The following is a 17,890-nucleotide window of genomic DNA, read 5'->3' as shown; positions in this document are numbered from 1 at the left end:
TCGCGCCAGTCGGCGCATCTCCTTCCCTGATCGACGGACTCGCCCGTGCCGGGTTTTCGGCACGGACAACGTAGCCGGTCGTCCGGGAGCCTCCCGGTCGGCCACAGTGAAGGAGTATGGCATGGATCGTACGCAAAAAGCCGATGCGGTCGCCCAGCTCAATGCGGTCTTCAACGAGGTCGGCGTGGTGGTTGTCACCCGCAACCTCGGCCTGTCGGTGGCGCAGTCCACCGATCTGCGCGGAAAGATGCGCGAAGCCGGTGCGTCCTACAAGGTTGCGAAGAACCGCCTTGCCAAGCTCGCCCTGAAGGACACCAAGTACGAAGGCCTGGAGGAATACCTCTCCGGGCCGACGGCTCTCGCCTGGTCGGAAGACCCGGTGGCAGCGGCCAAGGCCGCAGTGGACTTCGCCAAGTCGAACGACAAGCTCGAGATCGTGGGCGGTTCGATGGGTGGGCAGTTGCTCGACGAAGCCGGGGTCAGGGCGCTTGCCTCGATGCCCTCGCTCGACGAGCTGCGCGGCACGCTGGTGGGCCTCGTCAACGCCCCGGCGACCAAGATCGCCCGGGTCGTCAACGAACCCGCGTCCAAGCTCGCCCGCGTCTTCGGTGCCTATGGCGCCAAGGAAGCGGCGTAAACGGTTCTCGCATAACGCGATTTTCCCCGGGGCAACCTGCCCCAGCCGAATTTATCTGGAGTGAAACATCATGGCCGATATCGCCAAGCTCGTTGAAGAACTTTCGAAGCTGACCGTCCTCGAGGCGGCCGAACTCGCCAAGGCGCTGGAAGAAGAGTGGGGCGTTTCCGCCGCCGCTGCCGTCGCCGTTGCCGGCCCCGCCGCCGGTGGTGGCGAAGCTGCTGCCGCCGAAGAGAAGGACGAGTTCGACGTCATTCTCACCGGCGACGGTGGCAAGAAGATCCAGGTCATCAAGGAAGTCCGCGCCATCACCGGCCTGGGCCTGACCGAAGCCAAGGCTCTCGTCGAAGGCGCGCCGAAGCCGCTCAAGGAAGGCGTGAACAAGGCCGAGGCCGAAGAGGTCAAGAGCAAGATCGAGGCAGCCGGCGGCACCGTCGAGCTGAAGTAATCGACTTCTTCTCTCGAGAACACGCGAAGGGGGCGGTGCCGCAAGGCGCCGCCCCCTTTTGCTGGGCGGCTATATTGCTTGCCGATGCACCTTCATCCATCGCACCCCCCGCAAGCGGTCTTGCCCAAACAGGTAAGGCTCGGGCCGATCGGTCGAACAGATCGCAGCGCGGTCGGCCACGTTCGCAAACCAACGCCTACAGCGTCTTCAGGTATTCGATGAGCGCGGTCCGCTCGGCCGGATCGCGCACTCCCGGGAAGACCATCTTGGTGCCGGGCACGACGTTTCGCGGATCTGCGAGATAGGCGTCGAGCGTCGCCTCGTCCCACACGAGACCAGACGAACGCATCGCGCCGCTGTAGGCATAAGTCGGCTCGTGCGCCGCCGGCGCTCCATAGACGCCGGCGAGCGACGGACCGATCCCGTTGCGCCCCGGCGCGGTCTGGTGGCAGGTGGCGCAGCGGGCAAAGGCTGCCGGCCGTGCCGCTTCCTTCGTCGCCGACGGCTCGGCCGAACCTGCCGCCTGTTCGCGGGCGCGGTCGCCCGACCCGCAACCGGTCAGCACCAGCGCCAGCAGCGCGACTTCCATGCCTCGTCTCATGCGCCGATCCTTGCCGTGCCGGTGCGCCGCACGCAAGCTGTGGCACCAAGGACGCGCTGGCGCCGAATTCATGCATGGGCAGGCATTTCCGCTTCCCGTTGCCGCCGGCCGCCCCTACCCGGGACGGCTTTATGTCCGACGCACGCACCCTCTCGCCCTGGCGCACCGAAATCGCGGCGACCTACCGCCTCGCATGGCCGCTTGCGCTCGCGAATCTGCTGCAGATGCTCACCTATGCGATCGACGTGATCTTCATCGCGCGGCTGGGCGAGGCGCCGCTCGCCGCATCTGCGATCACAGTCGCGCTTTTCGGGCTTGTCCTGTGGGCGCTGTCCGGACTGACCGGGGCGGTCGCGCCGCTGATCGCGGAGGAGCTGGGCGCGCGGGCGCCGGCGCTGCGCCCGGTCCGCCGCGCGACCCGCATGGCGCTGTGGCTTGCCGTTCTCAGCGGTGCGGGCGGAATGGGGCTGTGCCTCCTGCTCGAACCGGTCATGCGGCTGACGGGTCAGCAGGAAGAGATCATCGGCCTAGCCAGCACCTACAACCTCGTGATCATCTGGTCGCTGGTCCCGATGGTGATCAACAACGTGCTGCGTAACTTCGTATCCGCGCTCGGCCGTCCGGTCTTCGCCACAGCCATCACCGCGAGCGGAATCGCGGTGAACGGATTGGCGAACTACGCCTTCATCTTCGGCAATCTGGGCGCGCCCGAACTCGGCCTGCGCGGCGCGGCGGTGGCGACGATCATTACCGGCATCGTCACCATGCTCGCCTATGTCCTCGCAATTCGCCTCGACCCGCGGCTGCACCGTTATCACATCTTCGGCTTCTGGTGGCGGCCCGACTGGCGGCGGCTCGTCCAGATCGTGCGAGTCGGCACGCCCATCGCCCTGACCATCACCGCCGAGGCGGGCATCTTCGGCGCGGCGGCATTCCTGATGGGCAACATCGGCACCTCGCAGCTCGCCGCGCATACCGTCGCGCTGCAGATCGCGGCGCTGGCGTTCCAGGTGCCGTTCGGGATCGGGCAGGCCGCCACCATCCGGGTCGGCTATTTCTTCGGCGCCCGCGACCGCGACGGAATCATGCGGGCGGGATGGACCGCGATCGTCATGGGCACCGCTTTCATGACAGTGACTGCGGGCGCAATGATCGCAATCCCGAAACCGCTGCTGGCGATCTACATCGATCCCTGGGCGCCGGAGAACGCCGTGCTGGTCGGTTTCGCACTGCAATACCTGGTCATCGCCGCCGCCTTCCAGCTGTTCGACGGGGTCCAGGCGGTCGCGGCCGGGGCGCTGCGCGGCCTGCAGGACACGCGCGTCCCCATGTGGATTGCGATCTTCAGTTACTGGGTACCGGGCCTGGGCGTGGCGCTGGCGCTCGGCTTCGCGACGTCGCTCGAAGGTACGGGAGTGTGGATCGGGCTCGCCGCCGGTCTGATCGTCGCGGCCCTGCTGCTGGTGTCCCGCTGGCGCCGGCGCGATCGGCTGGCGCTCACGATCCGGCATCCGGCGAACATCCCGCAGCCCGCCTGACCGGCCCCTCGTCCGGCGCGATTTTTTTTGCGCGCGCGCCTGTTGACTAGCACCCTGCTCATCCACATATGCGCCGCGCTGGCACTCTCATACCGAGAGTGCCAACAGCAACTCATTCACTCTTAGCAGAGAGGTCACACCAATGGCATTTCGTCCGCTGCACGACCGCGTACTGGTCCGTCGCATCGAAGCCGAAGAAAAGACCGCCGGGGGCATCATCATCCCCGATAACGCCAAGGAAAAGCCGAGCGAAGGCGAAGTGATCGCCGTCGGCTCGGGCGCCAAGGCGGAAGACGGCACGATCACTCCGCTCGACGTCAAGGAAGGCGATCGCGTGCTGTTCGGCAAGTGGTCCGGCACCGAGGTCAAGCTCGACGGCGAAGACCTGCTGATCATGAAGGAAAGCGACATCATGGGGATCATCTCCTGATGATTTCTGAGTCCCCGCGAAGGCGGGGACCTCAGGCCGCCTGGTCTGAAACCTTCGACCCAGAACACCGAGACCCCCGCCTCCGCGGGGGATCATGAGACACCAGGAGAACATCAATGGCAGCCAAGGACGTGAAATTCTCGCGCGACGCGCGCGAAGGCATCCTGCGCGGCGTCGACACTCTCGCCAATGCGGTGAAGGTCACGCTCGGCCCCAAGGGCCGCAACGTCGTGATCGACAAGAGCTTCGGTGCGCCCCGCATCACCAAGGACGGCGTCACCGTCGCCAAGGAAATCGAGCTCAAGGACAAGTTCGAGAACATGGGCGCCCAGATGCTGCGCGAAGTCGCCAGCAAGACCAACGATCTCGCGGGTGACGGCACCACCACCGCCACCGTGCTCGCCCAGTCGATCGTGCGCGAAGGCATGAAGTCGGTCGCCGCCGGCATGAACCCGATGGATCTCAAGCGCGGCATCGACCTTGCGGTCAACAAGGTTGTCGAGAACCTCAAGGGCCGTTCGAAGGACGTGTCCGGCTCCAACGAGATCGCCCAGGTCGGCATCATCTCGGCCAACGGCGACCGCGAAGTCGGCGAGAAGATCGCCGAGGCGATGGAGAAGGTCGGCAAGGAAGGCGTGATCACCGTCGAGGAGGCCAAGGGTCTCGAATTCGAGCTCGACGTCGTCGAAGGCATGCAGTTCGACCGCGGCTATCTCAGCCCCTACTTCATCACCAATCCCGAGAAGATGGTGGTGGAATTGGATAACCCGTACATCCTGATCCACGAGAAGAAGCTCAGCAACCTGCAGTCGATGCTGCCGGTGCTCGAAGCTGCCGTGCAGAGCGGCCGCCCGCTTCTCATCATCGCCGAGGACATCGAAGGTGAGGCGCTGGCGACCCTGGTGGTCAACAAGCTGCGCGGCGGCCTGAAGGTCGCGGCGGTCAAGGCCCCCGGCTTTGGCGATCGCCGCAAGGCGATGCTGCAGGACATCGCGATCCTGACCAAGGGCGAGATGATCAGCGAGGATCTCGGCATCAAGCTCGAGAACGTCACGCTGGGCATGCTCGGTGAAGCCAAGCGCGTCACCATCGACAAGGACAACACCACGATCGTCGATGGCGCCGGCTCGGCCGACGACATCAAGGCGCGCGTGGGCGAAATCCGCACCCAGATCGAGAACACCACCAGCGACTACGACCGCGAGAAGCTGCAAGAGCGCCTCGCCAAGCTCGCCGGCGGCGTTGCCGTGATCAAGGTCGGCGGTGCGTCCGAGGTCGAGGTGAAGGAACGCAAGGACCGCGTCGACGACGCGCTGCATGCGACCCGCGCCGCGGTCGAGGAAGGCATCGTCCCGGGCGGCGGCACCGCGCTGCTCTACGCCACGGCCGCGCTTCAGGGCGTGAGCGGCGAGAACGACGACCAGACGCGCGGCGTCGACATCGTCCGCCGTGCGCTGCAGGCGCCGATCCGTCAGATTGCCGAGAACGCCGGTCATGACGGCGCGGTGGTCGCCGGCAAGCTGATCGACGGCAACGACGAGTCGCTCGGCTTCAACGCCGCGACTGATGTCTACGAGAACCTCGTCCAGGCTGGCGTGATCGACCCGACCAAGGTCGTTCGCACCGCTCTGCAGGACGCGGCCTCGGTCGCCGGCCTGCTGATCACCACCGAAGCGGCGATCAGCGAGAAGCCGGAAGACAAGCCGGCCGCTCCCCCGATGCCCGACATGGGCGGCATGGGCGGCATGGGCTTCTAAGCCCGGCCATCCGGTCAGACGATACGAGGGCCCGGCGGAGCGATCCGCCGGGCCCTTTCTTTTGCCCCGCGCGGGCACGATCGCGAGCGCACGTCGTTGAGCGGGAGAAGCGATCAACACGACGGGCGGGGCCTGCCCCGATCGCGCGAGACGCGGGCCCTCGCCGGAAAGGCGCGATCTTGGCCGACTACGACAAGCAACGCGAAAACATGGTGCAGCGGCAGATCCGCGCCCGCGGCATCACCGACGAACCGATACTGCAGGCCTTCCGCGAGGTGCCGCGCGAGCGTTTCGTGCCCGAGGACATGGCCGAATTCGCGTACGAGGACGGCCCGCTGCCCATCGGCGAGGGGCAGACGATCTCGCAGCCCTATATCGTTGCCAGCATGATCGATGCGGCCGAGGTCGCCCCGGGCGACCGCGTGCTCGAGGTGGGCGCCGGCTCGGGCTATGCCGCCGCGGTCCTTTCGCGCATCGCGCGGCGCGTCTTCGCCATCGAGCGCCACGCGATCCTCGCCCGGCAGGCGCAGGAACGCGTCGCGGCCCTTGGCTACGACAATCTCGACGTGATCGCGGGCGACGGGATGCAGGGATGGCCCGAGGAGGCCCCATTCGACGCCATTCTGGTCGCCGCGCGCGGGATCGAGGTGCCCGAAGCGCTCAAGCAGCAGCTTGCCGTGGGCGGTCGGCTGATCATCCCCGTCGGCGGCGAGGACGTCCAGCAGCTCCGCTGCGTCGTCCGCACGGGCGAAGACGCATGGGAGAGCCATGACATTGCGCCGGTGCGCTTTGTTCCCCTTCTTCCCGGCGCGGTTCCGGAAGGTGGCACACGCGCGGCCAGCAACCACCAGCCGGCCCGCACAAAGAGTCTGCCCGAGCTGATCGCCGATGCCGCGATCCCGCTCGGCGACGTCGACGAGCCCGGCTTCGCATCGGCGTTCGACCGCTTCGCCGACCGCCGCGTGGTCATGCTCGGCGAGTGCAGCCACGGCACGCACGAGTTCTATGCCGCGCGCGCCGCGATCACGCGTCACCTCGTGGAACGCCACGGCTTCACGGTTGTCGCGATCGAAGGCGACTGGCCCGATGCCGCCGCCTACGACCGCTATATCCGCGGGCTGCCACAGCGGGAGGATGCGCCAATGCCCTTCCAGCGCTTCCCCACATGGATGTGGCGCAACACGGTCATGCCCGGTTTCCTGCGCGATCTCAGGACGATCAACGAGGGCCGCGGCGAGGACGACCAGGTCGGCTTCTACGGCCTCGACATCTACAACATGTCCGGTTCCATCGAAGCGGTGCTTGCCTACCTCGACGAGCACGATCCGGAGGCCGCGGCGGTGGCGCGCGAGCGCTACGGCTGCCTCACCCCGTGGCAGGCCGATCCCGCGACCTACGGCCGCGCGGCGCTACGCAAGGGCTATGCCGAGTGCGAGCAGGCCGTCGTCGCGCAGTGCCGCGATCTGCTCGAGCGCGCGCTCGGCGCGGACGGCGAGAGCTTCGGCGCCGCGATGAACGCGCGGCTCGTCGCCTCGGCCGAGCGCTACTACCGCGTGATGTATTACGGCGGCGCGGAGAGCTGGAACCTGCGCGATAGCCATATGGCCGAGACGCTTGAACATCTGCTGGAAGCACGCGGGCCGCGCTCCAAGGCGGTGGTCTGGGCGCACAACAGCCATATCGGCGACGCGCGCGCGACCGAGATGGGCGCGGCACGCGGCGAACACAACATCGGCCAGCTCGCGCGCGAGAAATGGGGCGAGGAGGTCGCGCTGATCGGCCTCGGCACGCACACCGGCACGGTCTCGGCAGCGACCGACTGGGACGGCGATCGCGAGGTCAAGCGCGTCGTTCCTTCGCGCCGCGACAGCTACGAGCGGCTATGCCACGACAGCGGCGTGCCGCGCTTCCTGCTCGATCTCTCGAGCGACCCCGCGCTGGCCCGGCGCCTGTCGGAACCGCTGCTCGAACGCTTCATCGGCGTGATCTATCGCCCCGAGACCGAACGTTGGAGCCACTACAGCGAATCGGTGCTGCCCGAGCAGTTCGATGCCTACGTCTGGTTCGACGAGACCCGCGCGCTCGAACCGCTCGCGCGGCACGAGCCGCACGACCAGGCGCCCGAGACCTGGCCGTCCGGGGTCTAGACCTCAGCCGCCCTTGCGGCTCGCCTCCACCGCCGCGACAACCTCGGCCGGCCAGGTGACCTGCGTCTGCGTCTGCGGGTTGAAGACGTCGCCCGGATACTGGGCGGCGGTCGCCGCGGCGATCTCGGCCTCGGTCAGGAACTCGCTCGGCTCCAGCGCGAAGACGTCGAGCCCGCGGGTGATCTCGGTTGCGTAGATGCGGCCCTTGTACCAGTAGGCCGACCAGTAGCCGCCGGTGACGAGCTGGTCCTTGTCGACCGGTCCGCGGTCGAAATAGGCGATCTCGATCGGGTTCTCCGCATCGGTGAAGTCGATCACGCTGATCCCGCCCTGGTACCAGGCCTGGACGAAGATGTCGCGCCCGGGCACCGGGATGATCGAGCCGTTATGGGCGACGCAGTTCTCCACGTCGGTCTGCGGCGCGGGCAGCTTGTAGAGGCTCTTGAACTCGAGCTGGCCGTTTTCGATCGCGTAGATCGCATCGGCGCCCCAGTTCTTCGGATCGCCCGCCTGGCAGCGCGGGCGGCCGCCGCCGCCCCATTCGTCGGTGAACAGCACTTTGGTGCCGTCGTTGTTGAAGGTCGCCGAGTGCCAGTAGGCGAAGCCCTTGTCGGTCACGTCGTCGATCCGCACCGGCTTCAGCGGGTCGGAGATGTCGAGGATGATGCCGTTCCCCGAGCAGGCCCCGGCGGCGATGTTCTTGGCCGGAAACACGGTGATGTCGTGGCACTGGTCGGTCCGGCTGGTGCTCTGCGTGCCCTCGCCGTGGTCCCCGCCGCGCCAGAGGCCCGCGATCTGCCCGTCGGCGGCAAAGACGCGCGGGCGATCGACAATCCGCGCTCCGGCAGGGTTCGCGACGGGGATCTCGATCACGTCGATGGAGAACAGGGCGGTGTCATCGCCCGCCGTGTCGCGGCAGCCCTCGAGCTCGTCCTCCTCGCGCACGTACGACGTGCCCGAGTTGTAGACCACGATCCGCCGCTCGTCGGACGAGACGATCGAATGCGTGTGGCTGCCGCGACAGGTCTGCACCTGCCCGACCTGCACCGGGCGAGTAACGTCCGAGATGTCGAAGATGCGCAGGCCGCGGAAGCGTTCGGGGCTGGTCCGCCCGCTGACACCCTGCAGCCCGCAATCGATCCGCCCGCGGCTGTCCTCGACGCTCATGATCAGCAGGTCGCCGACGATCGAGACGTCGCCTTGTCCCCCCGGGCAAACGGTCGAGCTGACGAGCTGCGGCACGCCGTCCTCGCCCAGGCGATAGGCGTTGAACCCGTGGTAGTTGCCGGCCACGAGCAGGCCGCCAGAGAAGGCCATGTCGGTGTTCGCGAACGATAGCAGCGATCCGCGCTCACCGAACTCCGGCTTGTCCTCTTCGGTCGCTTCCTGGTCCTTGTCCGGCCCCTCGTGACCCTCGTGCCCGGCCCCTTCTTCTTCCTTCTCCGGCTTGAGCGGGCGGAGTTGTGCCGGGTTCTCGGGATCGAAGAAGCCCGCCGGTTTCGGCAGGGCGACGACGTGGCGCAGGTTGCTGATCGCCTCGCCCGCATCGCGGAGACCCGCCTTCAGCGCCACGCGCGGGTCGGTGGAAAGCCCGGCAAGGACCGTGTTCATCCGGTCGATCTCAGCCTGCTGGTCGTTCACCACCTCGTTGGTGAATTCGAACATCACCGGCTCGTATGCGGTGCCGGGCTGATCGTGCAGTTCCTCGACCATGTCGATCGCGCCCAGGTGGTGCGGGATCATCAGTTGGAGGAACAGCCGGTCGAACGCGGTGCCGTTGGACGCGGCGAGCTGGGCCATCTGTTCGGGCGTCGCCATGCCCTTCATCCCGGCGTGATGGTGCGCGTGGCCCATGCCGGCCATCGAAACCTGCTGGTTCCGCTCGCGCAGCCACTCGGTCATGAAGCCGATCTCGTCCTTCTGGCTCGCGTCGATGCGGCCCGCGACAGCAACGATGTCCGGATTGTTGGTCCGCCCCTCCACCAGCGCCGCCATGTCGACCGCCTGCTGGTGGTGGACGATCATGCCTTGCATGAACGCGACGTCGGCGGGCGAGAAAGCCGTGTTCGCAAGCTGCGTCGCCTGCTCGGCCGAAAGAGTCTTCGTCGCCTCGCCCGGCGCGCCGGGCTGCACGATCGGCGCCCCTTGCGCCGCAAGAGCGCTGGCAGTGGCAAGCAGACTGACGGCCAGCGGCAGGCGGGCGAAACGGTAAGCGGTCATGATCGTGCGTCCCCTCAAAGGAATATCCCCAAGGCGGAAATGGGGACCATCGCGCCGCTCAAGTCAAGACGCCGCCCGTCGAGCGGTATGAGCGGTTCGTCGTCGGCGCCCCCTCTCTTTTCCGCAACTATCGCCGCGGTTCGGCCGCGTCGTTCGGTGCCGTCCGCACGGCGGCGGGACGCGCGCGCGGCAACGATACCGCGGCTCGCCCGTTGGTGACATCGAAAGGAGAGCCAATCCATGAAGTTGCCGCACAAGGCCCACGTCGTGTTGGTGGACGGAGAGAACTTCGTCGTCATGCGAAACAAGGGCCAGCCGTTCGAACCCAACCTCGAGCTGGTAGGCAGACCAGACCTTTCCCTCACCAACTTCAGCGCCGGAGTGCGCCATCAGGATCCGGGCAGCCAACAGCCGGAGCGCAACGATCTCAACGAGCTCGCCCGCGCCGCCGCTGCCGCGGAATGGCTCAATGCCAAGGCAATAGCAGGCGAGATCGATCAGGTGCTGGTGATCGCCGATCCCAAGAAACTGGGGGAGATGCGGCGCCACTATCATACCGAGCTTGAAAAGCGGCTGGTCGGCGAGATCCCCAAGACCATGATCCACGACACCACCGACCGCATCGCCGAGGCGATCACCGCCGCCTGACCTTTCCTCCGGCGAACGCCCTGCGATGCCTTCACCGCTGCTGAGCAACCTCTCGTCGCCCGCCCGCTTGCCCGTGGGAATCCGAGCCCGTTAAGTTATTGGCAACCATGGGAGGAATAGACAGAGGGCATGGCTCTGGGATCGCGATTCATGAGGGGACTGGCGGGGGCGTTCGCATTCGGCCTCGTCGTGGCGCAACCTGCCCAAGCGCAGACCACCAGCTTCGAGGCGACGTTCGACAGTGCGCTCGGCACCGAAACGCGTGCCCCGCGCACCTTCGAGGCCGTATACGAGACTGGATTCAAGCAGCAGATCGCGCGGCTGGCCGACGGCAGCAACGGCCGCATCGGCGTGGCCGTGCTCGACCTCGCGACGGGGCAGGAATTCTCGATCCTCGGCGACCAGCGCTTCCCGATGGCGAGCACCAGCAAGATCGCCGTCGCCGCCACCTTCATGGAAGGGGTCGAACAGGGACGCTGGAGCCTGTCGAGCGAGTTTCCGCTCCTGATACCCGCCCGCTCCGAGCCGTTCTCGAGCGTCAAGGCGCCGGTCCGCAAAGGGAAGTACCTGCCCGCGAGCCAGCTGATCGAGCTGATGATCACGCGCTCGAGCAATCCGGCGACCGACGCGCTGCTCGCCGCCGTGGGCGGGCCGGAGGCGGTGAACGACTGGATGCGGCGCGCCGGAATTGAGGAGTTCCAGCTCACCCGCGATATCGCCACGCTGGTCCGTGACGACGGAGAGATCGATCCGGCGACCGCTATCGACATCCGCGACAGTGCGACCCCGCGTGCGATGACCCAGCTTCTCGCCGGCCTCTATCAGGGGCGCTGGCTTTCCAAGAGAAGTCGCGAGGTCATTCTCGGCGCGATGGAGCGCTGCATTACCGGCAAGCGCCGGATTCCAGCGCTGCTTCCCGCCGGGGTGACCGTCGCCCACAAGACGGGCTCGCTCAACAACACCTCGAGCGACATCGGCATCGTGCGCACCCCCGGGGGGCAGGCATTCGCGGTTGCGATTTACGTGACCGGTCAGGGGACGCGCCCGGCTCGGGAGAACCGGATCGCGCAGATCGCACGAGCGGTCTATTCCGGATACGATGATCCGCAAGGCATCACCTGGGCGCAGGCGACCTACGGGTCCGGCGAGGCGGCAGCGAAGGCACTGCCCTGATCTCCACAGGGCGCGGGGATGAGACGCCGCGGAGCCCGCACGCCTTTCGCGCAGGAACTAGCGTGCGAAGGAGGGGATTACGCCCCTGAGGCGTTTGGCCGTTGCCTCGCCCGTGACAAGCGGATACCCCGCGGCCGGATATGACGACTCCGAGAGAGCAGGCCGCGCGGGAGTTCCGGCGCATGGCAAAATGGATCACTCTCGCGGGTGTCCTGATGGTGATCGCGGCGCTGGTCTATCTGTACCTCGTCGGCACCTGGACCGTCCATGCAGTGGTGGCGACCATCCTGGGCGTGTTCGTCTCGGTCCTTCTCGGCTGCGGCCTGTTCGCGCTGGCCTTTTTCAGCGACAAGAGCGGACATGACCGCGACGTGACGCGGACCACGTCCAGGCGCAGCGACGAAGACGGCGGCGATTGAAGGTTTGGCGGCCGACCGCCTCCGCACCGGAAAAGCCAACCGTACGTACGTCGTAAAGAGAAAGGGCGGCGCCTCGCGGCACCGCCCTTTCCTTTTTCGCTAGACGAAAGCGAAGATCAGTCGGCCTGAGCTTCGGTGGTCGTCTCGTCCTGCACTTCGGCTTCGGCATCGGCAGCAGCTTCATCGGCCGCGGCAGCGGCGTCGTTGGCCGCGTCTTCGACGGCGGCGCCGGCTTCGGCGGCGGTGCCTTCGACTGCTTCGCCAACGGCGTCGGCGTTCGCTTCGGTGTCGGCAGCGGCGCTGTCGACGGTCTGCTCAGCGGAGTCCTGGGTGCCTTCCGAGCAAGCGGCGAGGGTCAGGGCGGCGCCGGCAGCAGCGGCAGCGAGAACGATCTTGCGCATATGTCAGTTTCCTTGAACAGCGAGTGGTTTCATCGTGGCCCCGCGAGGCCGCGACGCGAAGCCCACAAGCATGTAGACTTCAGCCCGTCGCAATAATGGCGATTTTGTGGCCTTGCAAGCTGTTTGACATTTTTACGCCGCAATTGCGGTGCGTGTCCCGCGCGAACGAAACCGGCTGACCAGCGGAATTTGCGCTGCTACCACGTCTGCGATGGCAGACAAACAGCATCTCTACCTGGTCGACGGCTCGGCCTATATCTTCCGCGCCTACCACCGGCTTCCGCCGCTGACGGACCCGCAGGGAACGCCGGTGGGCGCGGTCTACGGATATACCACGATGCTGTGGAAGCTGGCCGACGATCTCGACAAGGCGGACGGACCAACACACCTCGCGGTCATCCTCGACAAGGGCTCGACCAGCTTCCGCAACGAGATCTACGACCAGTACAAGGCCAACCGCCCTCCCCCGCCGGAGGACCTGGTGCCGCAGTTTCCGCTGATCCGCGACGCCACCCGCGCCTTCAGCCTGCCGTGCATCGAAGAGGACGGGCTGGAGGCGGACGACCTGATCGCGTCCTACGCCCGCGTCGCCACCCGGCGCGGATGGGATGTAACGATCGTATCGTCCGACAAGGACCTGATGCAGCTCGTCGGCAGATGTGCGGAGCCGGACGACGGCGTGCCCGAAGGCGGCTGCATCGACATGCTCGATACGATGAAGAACCAGCGCATCGGGCCAGACGAAGTGGTCGAGAAGTTCGGCGTTCCGCCCGAGCTGGTCGGCGACGTGCTCGCGCTGATGGGGGATTCGGTCGACAACGTGCCCGGCATTTTCGGCATCGGGCCCAAGACGGCCTCCAAGCTGGTCGTCGAGCACGGCGGCCTTGCTGCCGCACTCGATGCCGCGCCGGAAATGAAGAAGTCCAAGCTCAGGGACCGGCTGATCGAGGGGCGCGAAATGGCCGAGCTCAGCCGCGTGCTCGTGCAGCTCAAGGAAGACTGCGAGCTGCCGATGCCGCTGGAGGACTTCAAGCTCACCACAGTCCCGCGCGATCCGCTCGCGGCCTTCCTCGAGAAGCACGGCTTCACCAGCCTGCTGCGCCGGCTGGATGGCGGAAACGGCAGCCTAAGCCGTCCGACCAACCTTCATCCCGCAAAGCCGGTCAACAAGGGCGCCGAAGCGAGCCAAGGCGGCAACCGCCAGCCCCTCCCGCAAATGCCCGAGATCGACCGCAGCACCTACGAATGCGTGCAGACGATCGAGCGGCTCGAACGCTGGATCGAACGCGCCTTCGCCGCGGGGCTGGTCGCGATCGACACCGAGACGAGCGCGCTCGACGCGATGCGCGCGGACCTCGCAGGGATCAGCCTCGCGCTCGGGCCGAACGACGCCTGCTACATCCCGCTCGCGCACGGCGGCAGCGACATGTTCGCCGAGCGGCCCCAGCAGGTCGCGCGCGAGACCGCGCTGACCATGCTGCGCCCGCTGCTCGAAAGCGATGCGGTGCTGAAAGTCGGGCAGAACGTGAAGTACGACCTCAACGTCCTCGCCCGGCACGACATCGCCATGGCACCGGTCGACGACACGATGATCGTCTCCTTCGCGCTCGACGCCGGGCGCAGCCTCGACGGAATCGGCGGCGGCCACGGGATGGACGAGCTTGCGCAGCGCCATCTCGGCCACACCACTCTGACGTTCAAGGACATCTGCGGCAGCGGCAAGAAGGCGATCCCCTTCGGCGAAGTGCCGCTCGACAGGGCGACCGAATATGCCGCCGAGGATGCCGACGTGACCTGGCGCCTCTACGCGAACCTCAAGCCGCGCCTCGCGACCGAGGGCGGCAGCCGGATCTACCAGCGAGTCGACCGCCCGCTGATCCCGGTCGTCGCACAGATGGAGCGGCACGGGATCAAGGTCGATCGCGGGCAGCTCGCCAAGCTGTCGGAGGAATTCGCAGCCGAGACCGGCCGGCTCGAAGCCGAGATCCATGCGATCGCGGGGGCGGCGTTCACCATCGGCAGCCCCAAGCAGCTCGGCGACGTGCTGTTCGACAAGATGGGCTACAAGGGCGGCCGCAAGGGCAAGAGCGGGCAATACTCGACCGACCAGGCGATCCTCGAGCGGCTCTCCGCCCAAGGCGCGGAGATCGCCGACAAGGTCCTCGAGTGGCGACAGCTCACCAAGCTCAAATCGACCTATACCGACGCGCTGCAGGCCGCGATCCATCCCGATACCGGCCGGGTCCACACGAGCTACAGCCTCGTGGGAGCGCAGACCGGGCGGCTGTCCTCGACCGATCCCAACCTGCAGAACATCCCGATCCGCACCGAGATCGGCCGCCAGATCCGCGAGGCTTTCGTGGCCGAGGACGGCAACGTGCTGCTCGCGGCCGACTATTCGCAGATCGAGCTGCGCCTCGCCGCGCACATGGCCGACGTGCCCGAGCTGAAGCAGGCCTTCGCCAACGGGGAGGACATTCACGCGCGCACCGCTGCAGAGATGTTCGGCGAAGTCACCCGCGACACCCGCGCGAGCGCCAAGACGATCAACTTCGCCATTCTCTACGGAATCAGCCGCTGGGGTCTCGCCGCGCGCCTGAAGGTCGAGGCGGACGAGGCGCAGGCGATGATCGACACCTACTTCCAGCGCTTCCCCGGCATCCAGCGCTACATCATGGAGACGCTCGAGACCGTGCGCGAGCGCGGCTATTCGGAAACGCTGTTCGGCCGCAAGACCTGGTTCCCGCGCATCGGCTCGAAGAACCAGACCGAGCGCCAGGGCAGCGAGCGGGCGGCGATCAACGCGCCGATCCAGGGAACCAGCGCCGACATCATCAAGCGCGCGATGGCGCGGATGATGCCCGCCCTCGAAGCGGCCGGGCTCGGACATGTGCGCATGCTGCTGCAGGTGCACGACGAGCTGGTGTTCGAACTGCCGGCGACCGACGTCGCGGCGGCGTCTCCGGTCATCGAGCGCGTCATGGCCGAGGCGGCCACGCCCGCCGTGTCGCTCGACGTGCCGCTGGGGATCGAGATCGGCACCGGTGCAAGCTGGGGGCAGGCGCACTGATCCGGCCCCGTCTCCGCCGCCCACGCGTGGGCAATCTGGCGGTGCTGGGGCTGATCGCCTTCGCACTGTTCGCCGGCCTGTTCCTGGTCTACCAGACGATCGAAGCCGAGCGCGCCGAGCGCGAGCAGATGCGCGAGACGAGCGAGGTCCTGCTCGAATTGCGCAACATCAACCGCGCGGCTCTCAATGCCGAGACCGGGCAGCGCGGCTATCTCCTTACGCTCGACCGGCGCTATCTCGAGCCGTATCTGGTCGGCCGCGAGCAGTATCGCCCGGCGCTGCGGCGGCTGCGCGAGCTGGTCGGACCGGATGCGACGGCGCGGCAGCAGGAGCTGCTCGACGAGATCGAGTCTCTCGCCGAATCGAAGTTCGCCGAGATGACCGAAACCGTCGAACTGGTCGAACAGCGCCAGGTGATCGAGGCGCGCCGCCGGATCCTGTCCGACGAGGGAGCGGAGGCAATGGTGCGCCTGCGCCGCGCAACGCGCGAGATGGAGCAGATCGAGAACCAGATTCTGATCCGGGCGGCGAGCGAGACGGCACGCTCGGAAGGCAGGGTCCTTCCACTGCTCGGCATGGTCGTGCTGATGCTCGTCGTCGCGCTGGGGCTCGGCTATGTCCTCGTCACCCGCGCCGCCCGTGCCGAGGCGGAAGCGGCGCAGGCCGCGGCACTCGGCGAGGCGCGCGACCGCGCCGACTTGCTCGCGCGCGAGCTCAACCACCGGGTCAAGAACCTGTTCGCGGTCATCCTGGCTATCGTGCGGATGAGCGCGAAGAACGCACCCGAGGCGCAGCCGGTCGTCGAGCGCATTTCCGAGCGGATTCACGCGTTGCTCACCGCGCACGAAGTGACGCAGGGTACGCTGGAACGGCCGGTCGCCTCGCTGCGCGCGCTGATCGAGACGACGCTCGCGCCCTATCGCTCCGACAAGCTGCCGGCCGAGATCGAAGGGCCCGAGATCGACCTGCCGGCCAAGCAGGTCACGCCGCTCGGCCTGGTGCTGCACGAGCTGACCACCAACGCCGTCAAATACGGCGCCTGGAGCCAGGGCGGCCTGCTTGAGGTGCGCTGGCGGGAGAGCGACGGATCGATCGTCGTCGACTGGCGCGAACACGGCAACACGACAGACGCGGAGCCGGACCGCAAAGGCTTCGGCAGTCTCCTGATGACCAGTGCCGCGCGTCAGTTGCGTGGCGAGATCGACCGGCGGTTCGGCAAGGACGGCGTCGAGGTTACGATCACGATACCGCGCGTGCCATGAAGTTCACCGGCTTGCCAGTACACGGCTGAAGCCGTAGCTCCTCCGGGATGTTCGAGCGCTACGATCCGCGGAACTGGACCATCGCCTGGGGCGAAGTCGCAACGGCGATCATCGCAGTCGGGATCGCGGTTGTCGCCGCCTTCGTGATTCACCGGATCGTGTTCGGACTTCTCCTGCGCCTCGCCCGCAGTTCGCAATCCGAGGTCGACGAGCTCGTCTTCGCCCGTCTCGCCGGCCCGATCCGCTGGTCGGTCGTCGCGATCGCGATCGCGGCGGTGGCGCAGACGAACCCCAATATCCACGCCGTCTGGCGCTGGACGGCGCCATTCGTCGTTCCAGCACTGGTCGGCTGGGTCGCGCTCGCTCTGGTGCGCGCCTTCGCTGCGGCGCTGCAGATGCGCAGCGAGCTTTCCTCCGATCCGATCACGGCCCGCAGCCGCCGCACGCGCGTCGCGATCCTCTCGCGCACCGCGGCGTTCCTCATCGTCCTGCTGACGGTGGCGATGATGCTGTTGGCGATCCCCGGCGTGCGCGATGTCGGCGTGACGCTGATGGCCTCGGCCGGTCTCGCGGCGCTGGCGGTCGGCGCGGCGGCGCAGCCCGCGCTCAAGTCGCTGATCGCCGGTTTGCAGATGGCGCTCACCGAGCCGCTGCGCATCGGCGACCTGGTCGTGATCGAGGGCTTCTCCGGCCGGGTCGAGGAAATCCGCATGAGCTTCGTCATCGTGCGCACGTGGGACGAGCGCGCGATCATCGTGCCGACCAGCACCTTTCTCGAGAAGAGTTTCGAGAACTGGTCGCGCGAGAGCGAGCGACTGACCGGACCGGTCTTCCTCCACCTCGACCCGGCTGCCGAGATCGCGCCGATCCGCGCCGAGTTCGAACGTTTCGTCGCCACGCGCGAGGAATGGGACGGACGCACGGCCGAGCTGCTGATGACCGAGGCATACCCCGAAAGCATCGAACTGCGCATCGCCGTGAGCGCGGCCACGATCGGCGACCTGTGGACGCTGCGCTGCGCCGTCCGCGAGCACATGATCGAATGGCTGCGCATAAACCTGCCGGATGCGCTGATCCGCCACCGCCTAGGTGTCGACGACGCCAACGCGGCCGTCAAAGCGAACGATTGAGCCGGTCGC

Annotated in this window: 15 protein-coding genes; 12 read left to right on the top strand and 3 right to left on the bottom strand. The window is 67.1% G+C overall.

All coding sequences use genetic code 11. From position 1 onward, the window contains the following. The first annotated feature begins 121 nt into the window (after positions 1-121). On the top strand, positions 122-637 hold the full coding sequence (gene rplJ / locus ETX26_RS14000; protein ID WP_129525254.1) for a 50S ribosomal protein L10: 516 nt from the start codon (positions 122-124) through the stop codon (positions 635-637). A 70-nt stretch (positions 638-707) separates the two neighbouring features. Further along, positions 708-1,085 carry a 50S ribosomal protein L7/L12 gene (gene rplL / locus ETX26_RS13995; protein ID WP_129525253.1) on the top strand — a complete coding sequence of 126 codons (378 nt, stop codon included), beginning with the start codon at positions 708-710 and terminating at the stop codon, positions 1,083-1,085. 196 nt (positions 1,086-1,281) lie between these two features. Here rplL and ETX26_RS13990 read toward each other — a convergent pair whose 3' ends face one another. Next, a complete protein-coding gene (locus ETX26_RS13990; protein ID WP_225425791.1) occupies positions 1,282-1,686 on the bottom strand; it encodes a c-type cytochrome in 405 nt (134 codons plus the stop codon). A gap of 131 nt (positions 1,687-1,817) precedes the next feature. On the opposite strand from ETX26_RS13990, the gene ETX26_RS13985 reads away from it, so the two are divergent. The 4 genes from ETX26_RS13985 to ETX26_RS13970 all read left to right on the top strand — a co-directional run bounded on the left by ETX26_RS13985 (position 1,818) and on the right by ETX26_RS13970 (position 7,558). Continuing rightward, positions 1,818-3,224, top strand: coding sequence for an MATE family efflux transporter (locus ETX26_RS13985; RefSeq protein ID WP_129525251.1), 1,407 nt, complete (start codon positions 1,818-1,820; stop codon positions 3,222-3,224). A gap of 142 nt (positions 3,225-3,366) precedes the next feature. Next, positions 3,367-3,654 carry a co-chaperone GroES gene (gene groES, locus ETX26_RS13980; RefSeq protein WP_129525250.1) on the top strand — a complete coding sequence of 96 codons (288 nt, stop codon included), beginning with the start codon at positions 3,367-3,369 and terminating at the stop codon, positions 3,652-3,654. 116 nt (positions 3,655-3,770) lie between these two features. Further along, positions 3,771-5,411, top strand: coding sequence for a chaperonin GroEL (groL, locus tag ETX26_RS13975; protein WP_129525249.1), 1,641 nt, complete (start codon positions 3,771-3,773; stop codon positions 5,409-5,411). A 179-nt stretch (positions 5,412-5,590) separates the two neighbouring features. Further along, positions 5,591-7,558, top strand: a complete 1,968-nt coding sequence (locus tag ETX26_RS13970; protein WP_129525248.1) for a protein-L-isoaspartate(D-aspartate) O-methyltransferase — start codon at positions 5,591-5,593, stop codon at positions 7,556-7,558. Positions 7,559-7,561: 3 nt separating this feature from the next. Here ETX26_RS13970 and ETX26_RS13965 read toward each other — a convergent pair whose 3' ends face one another. After that, positions 7,562-9,778 (bottom strand): DUF305 domain-containing protein, encoded by a 2,217-nt coding sequence (locus ETX26_RS13965; RefSeq protein WP_129525247.1) that lies wholly within the window; start codon positions 9,776-9,778, stop codon positions 7,562-7,564. A 240-nt stretch (positions 9,779-10,018) separates the two neighbouring features. Between ETX26_RS13965 and ETX26_RS13960 the strand changes: the two genes are divergently transcribed. From ETX26_RS13960 to ETX26_RS13950, 3 genes are all read left to right on the top strand, one after another. Beyond that, positions 10,019-10,426: a baeRF12 domain-containing protein gene (locus ETX26_RS13960; RefSeq protein WP_129525246.1), complete on the top strand. Its 408-nt coding sequence runs from the start codon at positions 10,019-10,021 to the stop codon at positions 10,424-10,426. 150 nt (positions 10,427-10,576) lie between these two features. Beyond that, positions 10,577-11,599: a class A beta-lactamase gene (gene bla / locus ETX26_RS13955; protein WP_129525245.1), complete on the top strand. Its 1,023-nt coding sequence runs from the start codon at positions 10,577-10,579 to the stop codon at positions 11,597-11,599. A gap of 140 nt (positions 11,600-11,739) precedes the next feature. Then, positions 11,740-12,018 (top strand): hypothetical protein, encoded by a 279-nt coding sequence (locus ETX26_RS13950; RefSeq protein WP_129525244.1) that lies wholly within the window; start codon positions 11,740-11,742, stop codon positions 12,016-12,018. Between the two features lie 116 nt (positions 12,019-12,134). Here ETX26_RS13950 and ETX26_RS13945 read toward each other — a convergent pair whose 3' ends face one another. Further along, a complete protein-coding gene (locus ETX26_RS13945; RefSeq protein WP_129525243.1) occupies positions 12,135-12,419 on the bottom strand; it encodes a hypothetical protein in 285 nt (94 codons plus the stop codon). 211 nt (positions 12,420-12,630) lie between these two features. Here ETX26_RS13945 and polA point away from each other — a divergent pair, with 211 nt between their 5' ends. From polA to ETX26_RS13930, 3 genes are read left to right on the top strand one after another with little or no spacing between them, the layout of a single operon-like run. Beyond that, on the top strand, positions 12,631-15,489 hold the full coding sequence (gene polA / locus ETX26_RS13940) for a DNA polymerase I (protein ID WP_129525242.1): 2,859 nt from the start codon (positions 12,631-12,633) through the stop codon (positions 15,487-15,489). Positions 15,490-15,515: 26 nt separating this feature from the next. Then, positions 15,516-16,751 (top strand): CHASE3 domain-containing protein, encoded by a 1,236-nt coding sequence (locus ETX26_RS13935; protein ID WP_225425790.1) that lies wholly within the window; start codon positions 15,516-15,518, stop codon positions 16,749-16,751. A 47-nt stretch (positions 16,752-16,798) separates the two neighbouring features. Then, on the top strand, positions 16,799-17,881 hold the full coding sequence (locus ETX26_RS13930) for a mechanosensitive ion channel family protein (RefSeq protein ID WP_129525241.1): 1,083 nt from the start codon (positions 16,799-16,801) through the stop codon (positions 17,879-17,881). Positions 17,882-17,890: the final 9 nt, after the last annotated feature.

It is taken from the genome of Pelagerythrobacter rhizovicinus (genome assembly GCF_004135625.1).
Classification (GTDB): Bacteria; Pseudomonadota; Alphaproteobacteria; order Sphingomonadales; family Sphingomonadaceae; genus Pelagerythrobacter; species Pelagerythrobacter rhizovicinus.
This window is presented reverse-complemented; position numbering and strand designations above follow the sequence as displayed.

Bases quoted from the DNA above. Each gene is read 5' to 3' on its own strand.
- rplJ (WP_129525254.1), top strand. From the start codon at position 122: ATGGATCGTACGCAAAAAGCCGATGCGGTCGCCCAGCTCAATGCGGTC.
- rplL (WP_129525253.1), top strand. From the start codon at position 708: ATGGCCGATATCGCCAAGCTCGTTGAAGAACTTTCGAAGCTGACCGTC.
- ETX26_RS13990 (WP_225425791.1), bottom strand. From the start codon at position 1,686: ATGAGACGAGGCATGGAAGTCGCGCTGCTGGCGCTGGTGCTGACCGGT.
- ETX26_RS13985 (WP_129525251.1), top strand. From the start codon at position 1,818: ATGTCCGACGCACGCACCCTCTCGCCCTGGCGCACCGAAATCGCGGCG.
- groES (WP_129525250.1), top strand. From the start codon at position 3,367: ATGGCATTTCGTCCGCTGCACGACCGCGTACTGGTCCGTCGCATCGAA.
- groL (WP_129525249.1), top strand. From the start codon at position 3,771: ATGGCAGCCAAGGACGTGAAATTCTCGCGCGACGCGCGCGAAGGCATC.
- ETX26_RS13965 (WP_129525247.1), bottom strand. From the start codon at position 9,778: ATGACCGCTTACCGTTTCGCCCGCCTGCCGCTGGCCGTCAGTCTGCTT.
- ETX26_RS13960 (WP_129525246.1), top strand. From the start codon at position 10,019: ATGAAGTTGCCGCACAAGGCCCACGTCGTGTTGGTGGACGGAGAGAAC.
- bla (WP_129525245.1), top strand. From the start codon at position 10,577: ATGAGGGGACTGGCGGGGGCGTTCGCATTCGGCCTCGTCGTGGCGCAA.
- ETX26_RS13950 (WP_129525244.1), top strand. From the start codon at position 11,740: ATGACGACTCCGAGAGAGCAGGCCGCGCGGGAGTTCCGGCGCATGGCA.
- ETX26_RS13945 (WP_129525243.1), bottom strand. From the start codon at position 12,419: ATGCGCAAGATCGTTCTCGCTGCCGCTGCTGCCGGCGCCGCCCTGACC.
- polA (WP_129525242.1), top strand. From the start codon at position 12,631: ATGGCAGACAAACAGCATCTCTACCTGGTCGACGGCTCGGCCTATATC.
- ETX26_RS13930 (WP_129525241.1), top strand. From the start codon at position 16,799: ATGTTCGAGCGCTACGATCCGCGGAACTGGACCATCGCCTGGGGCGAA.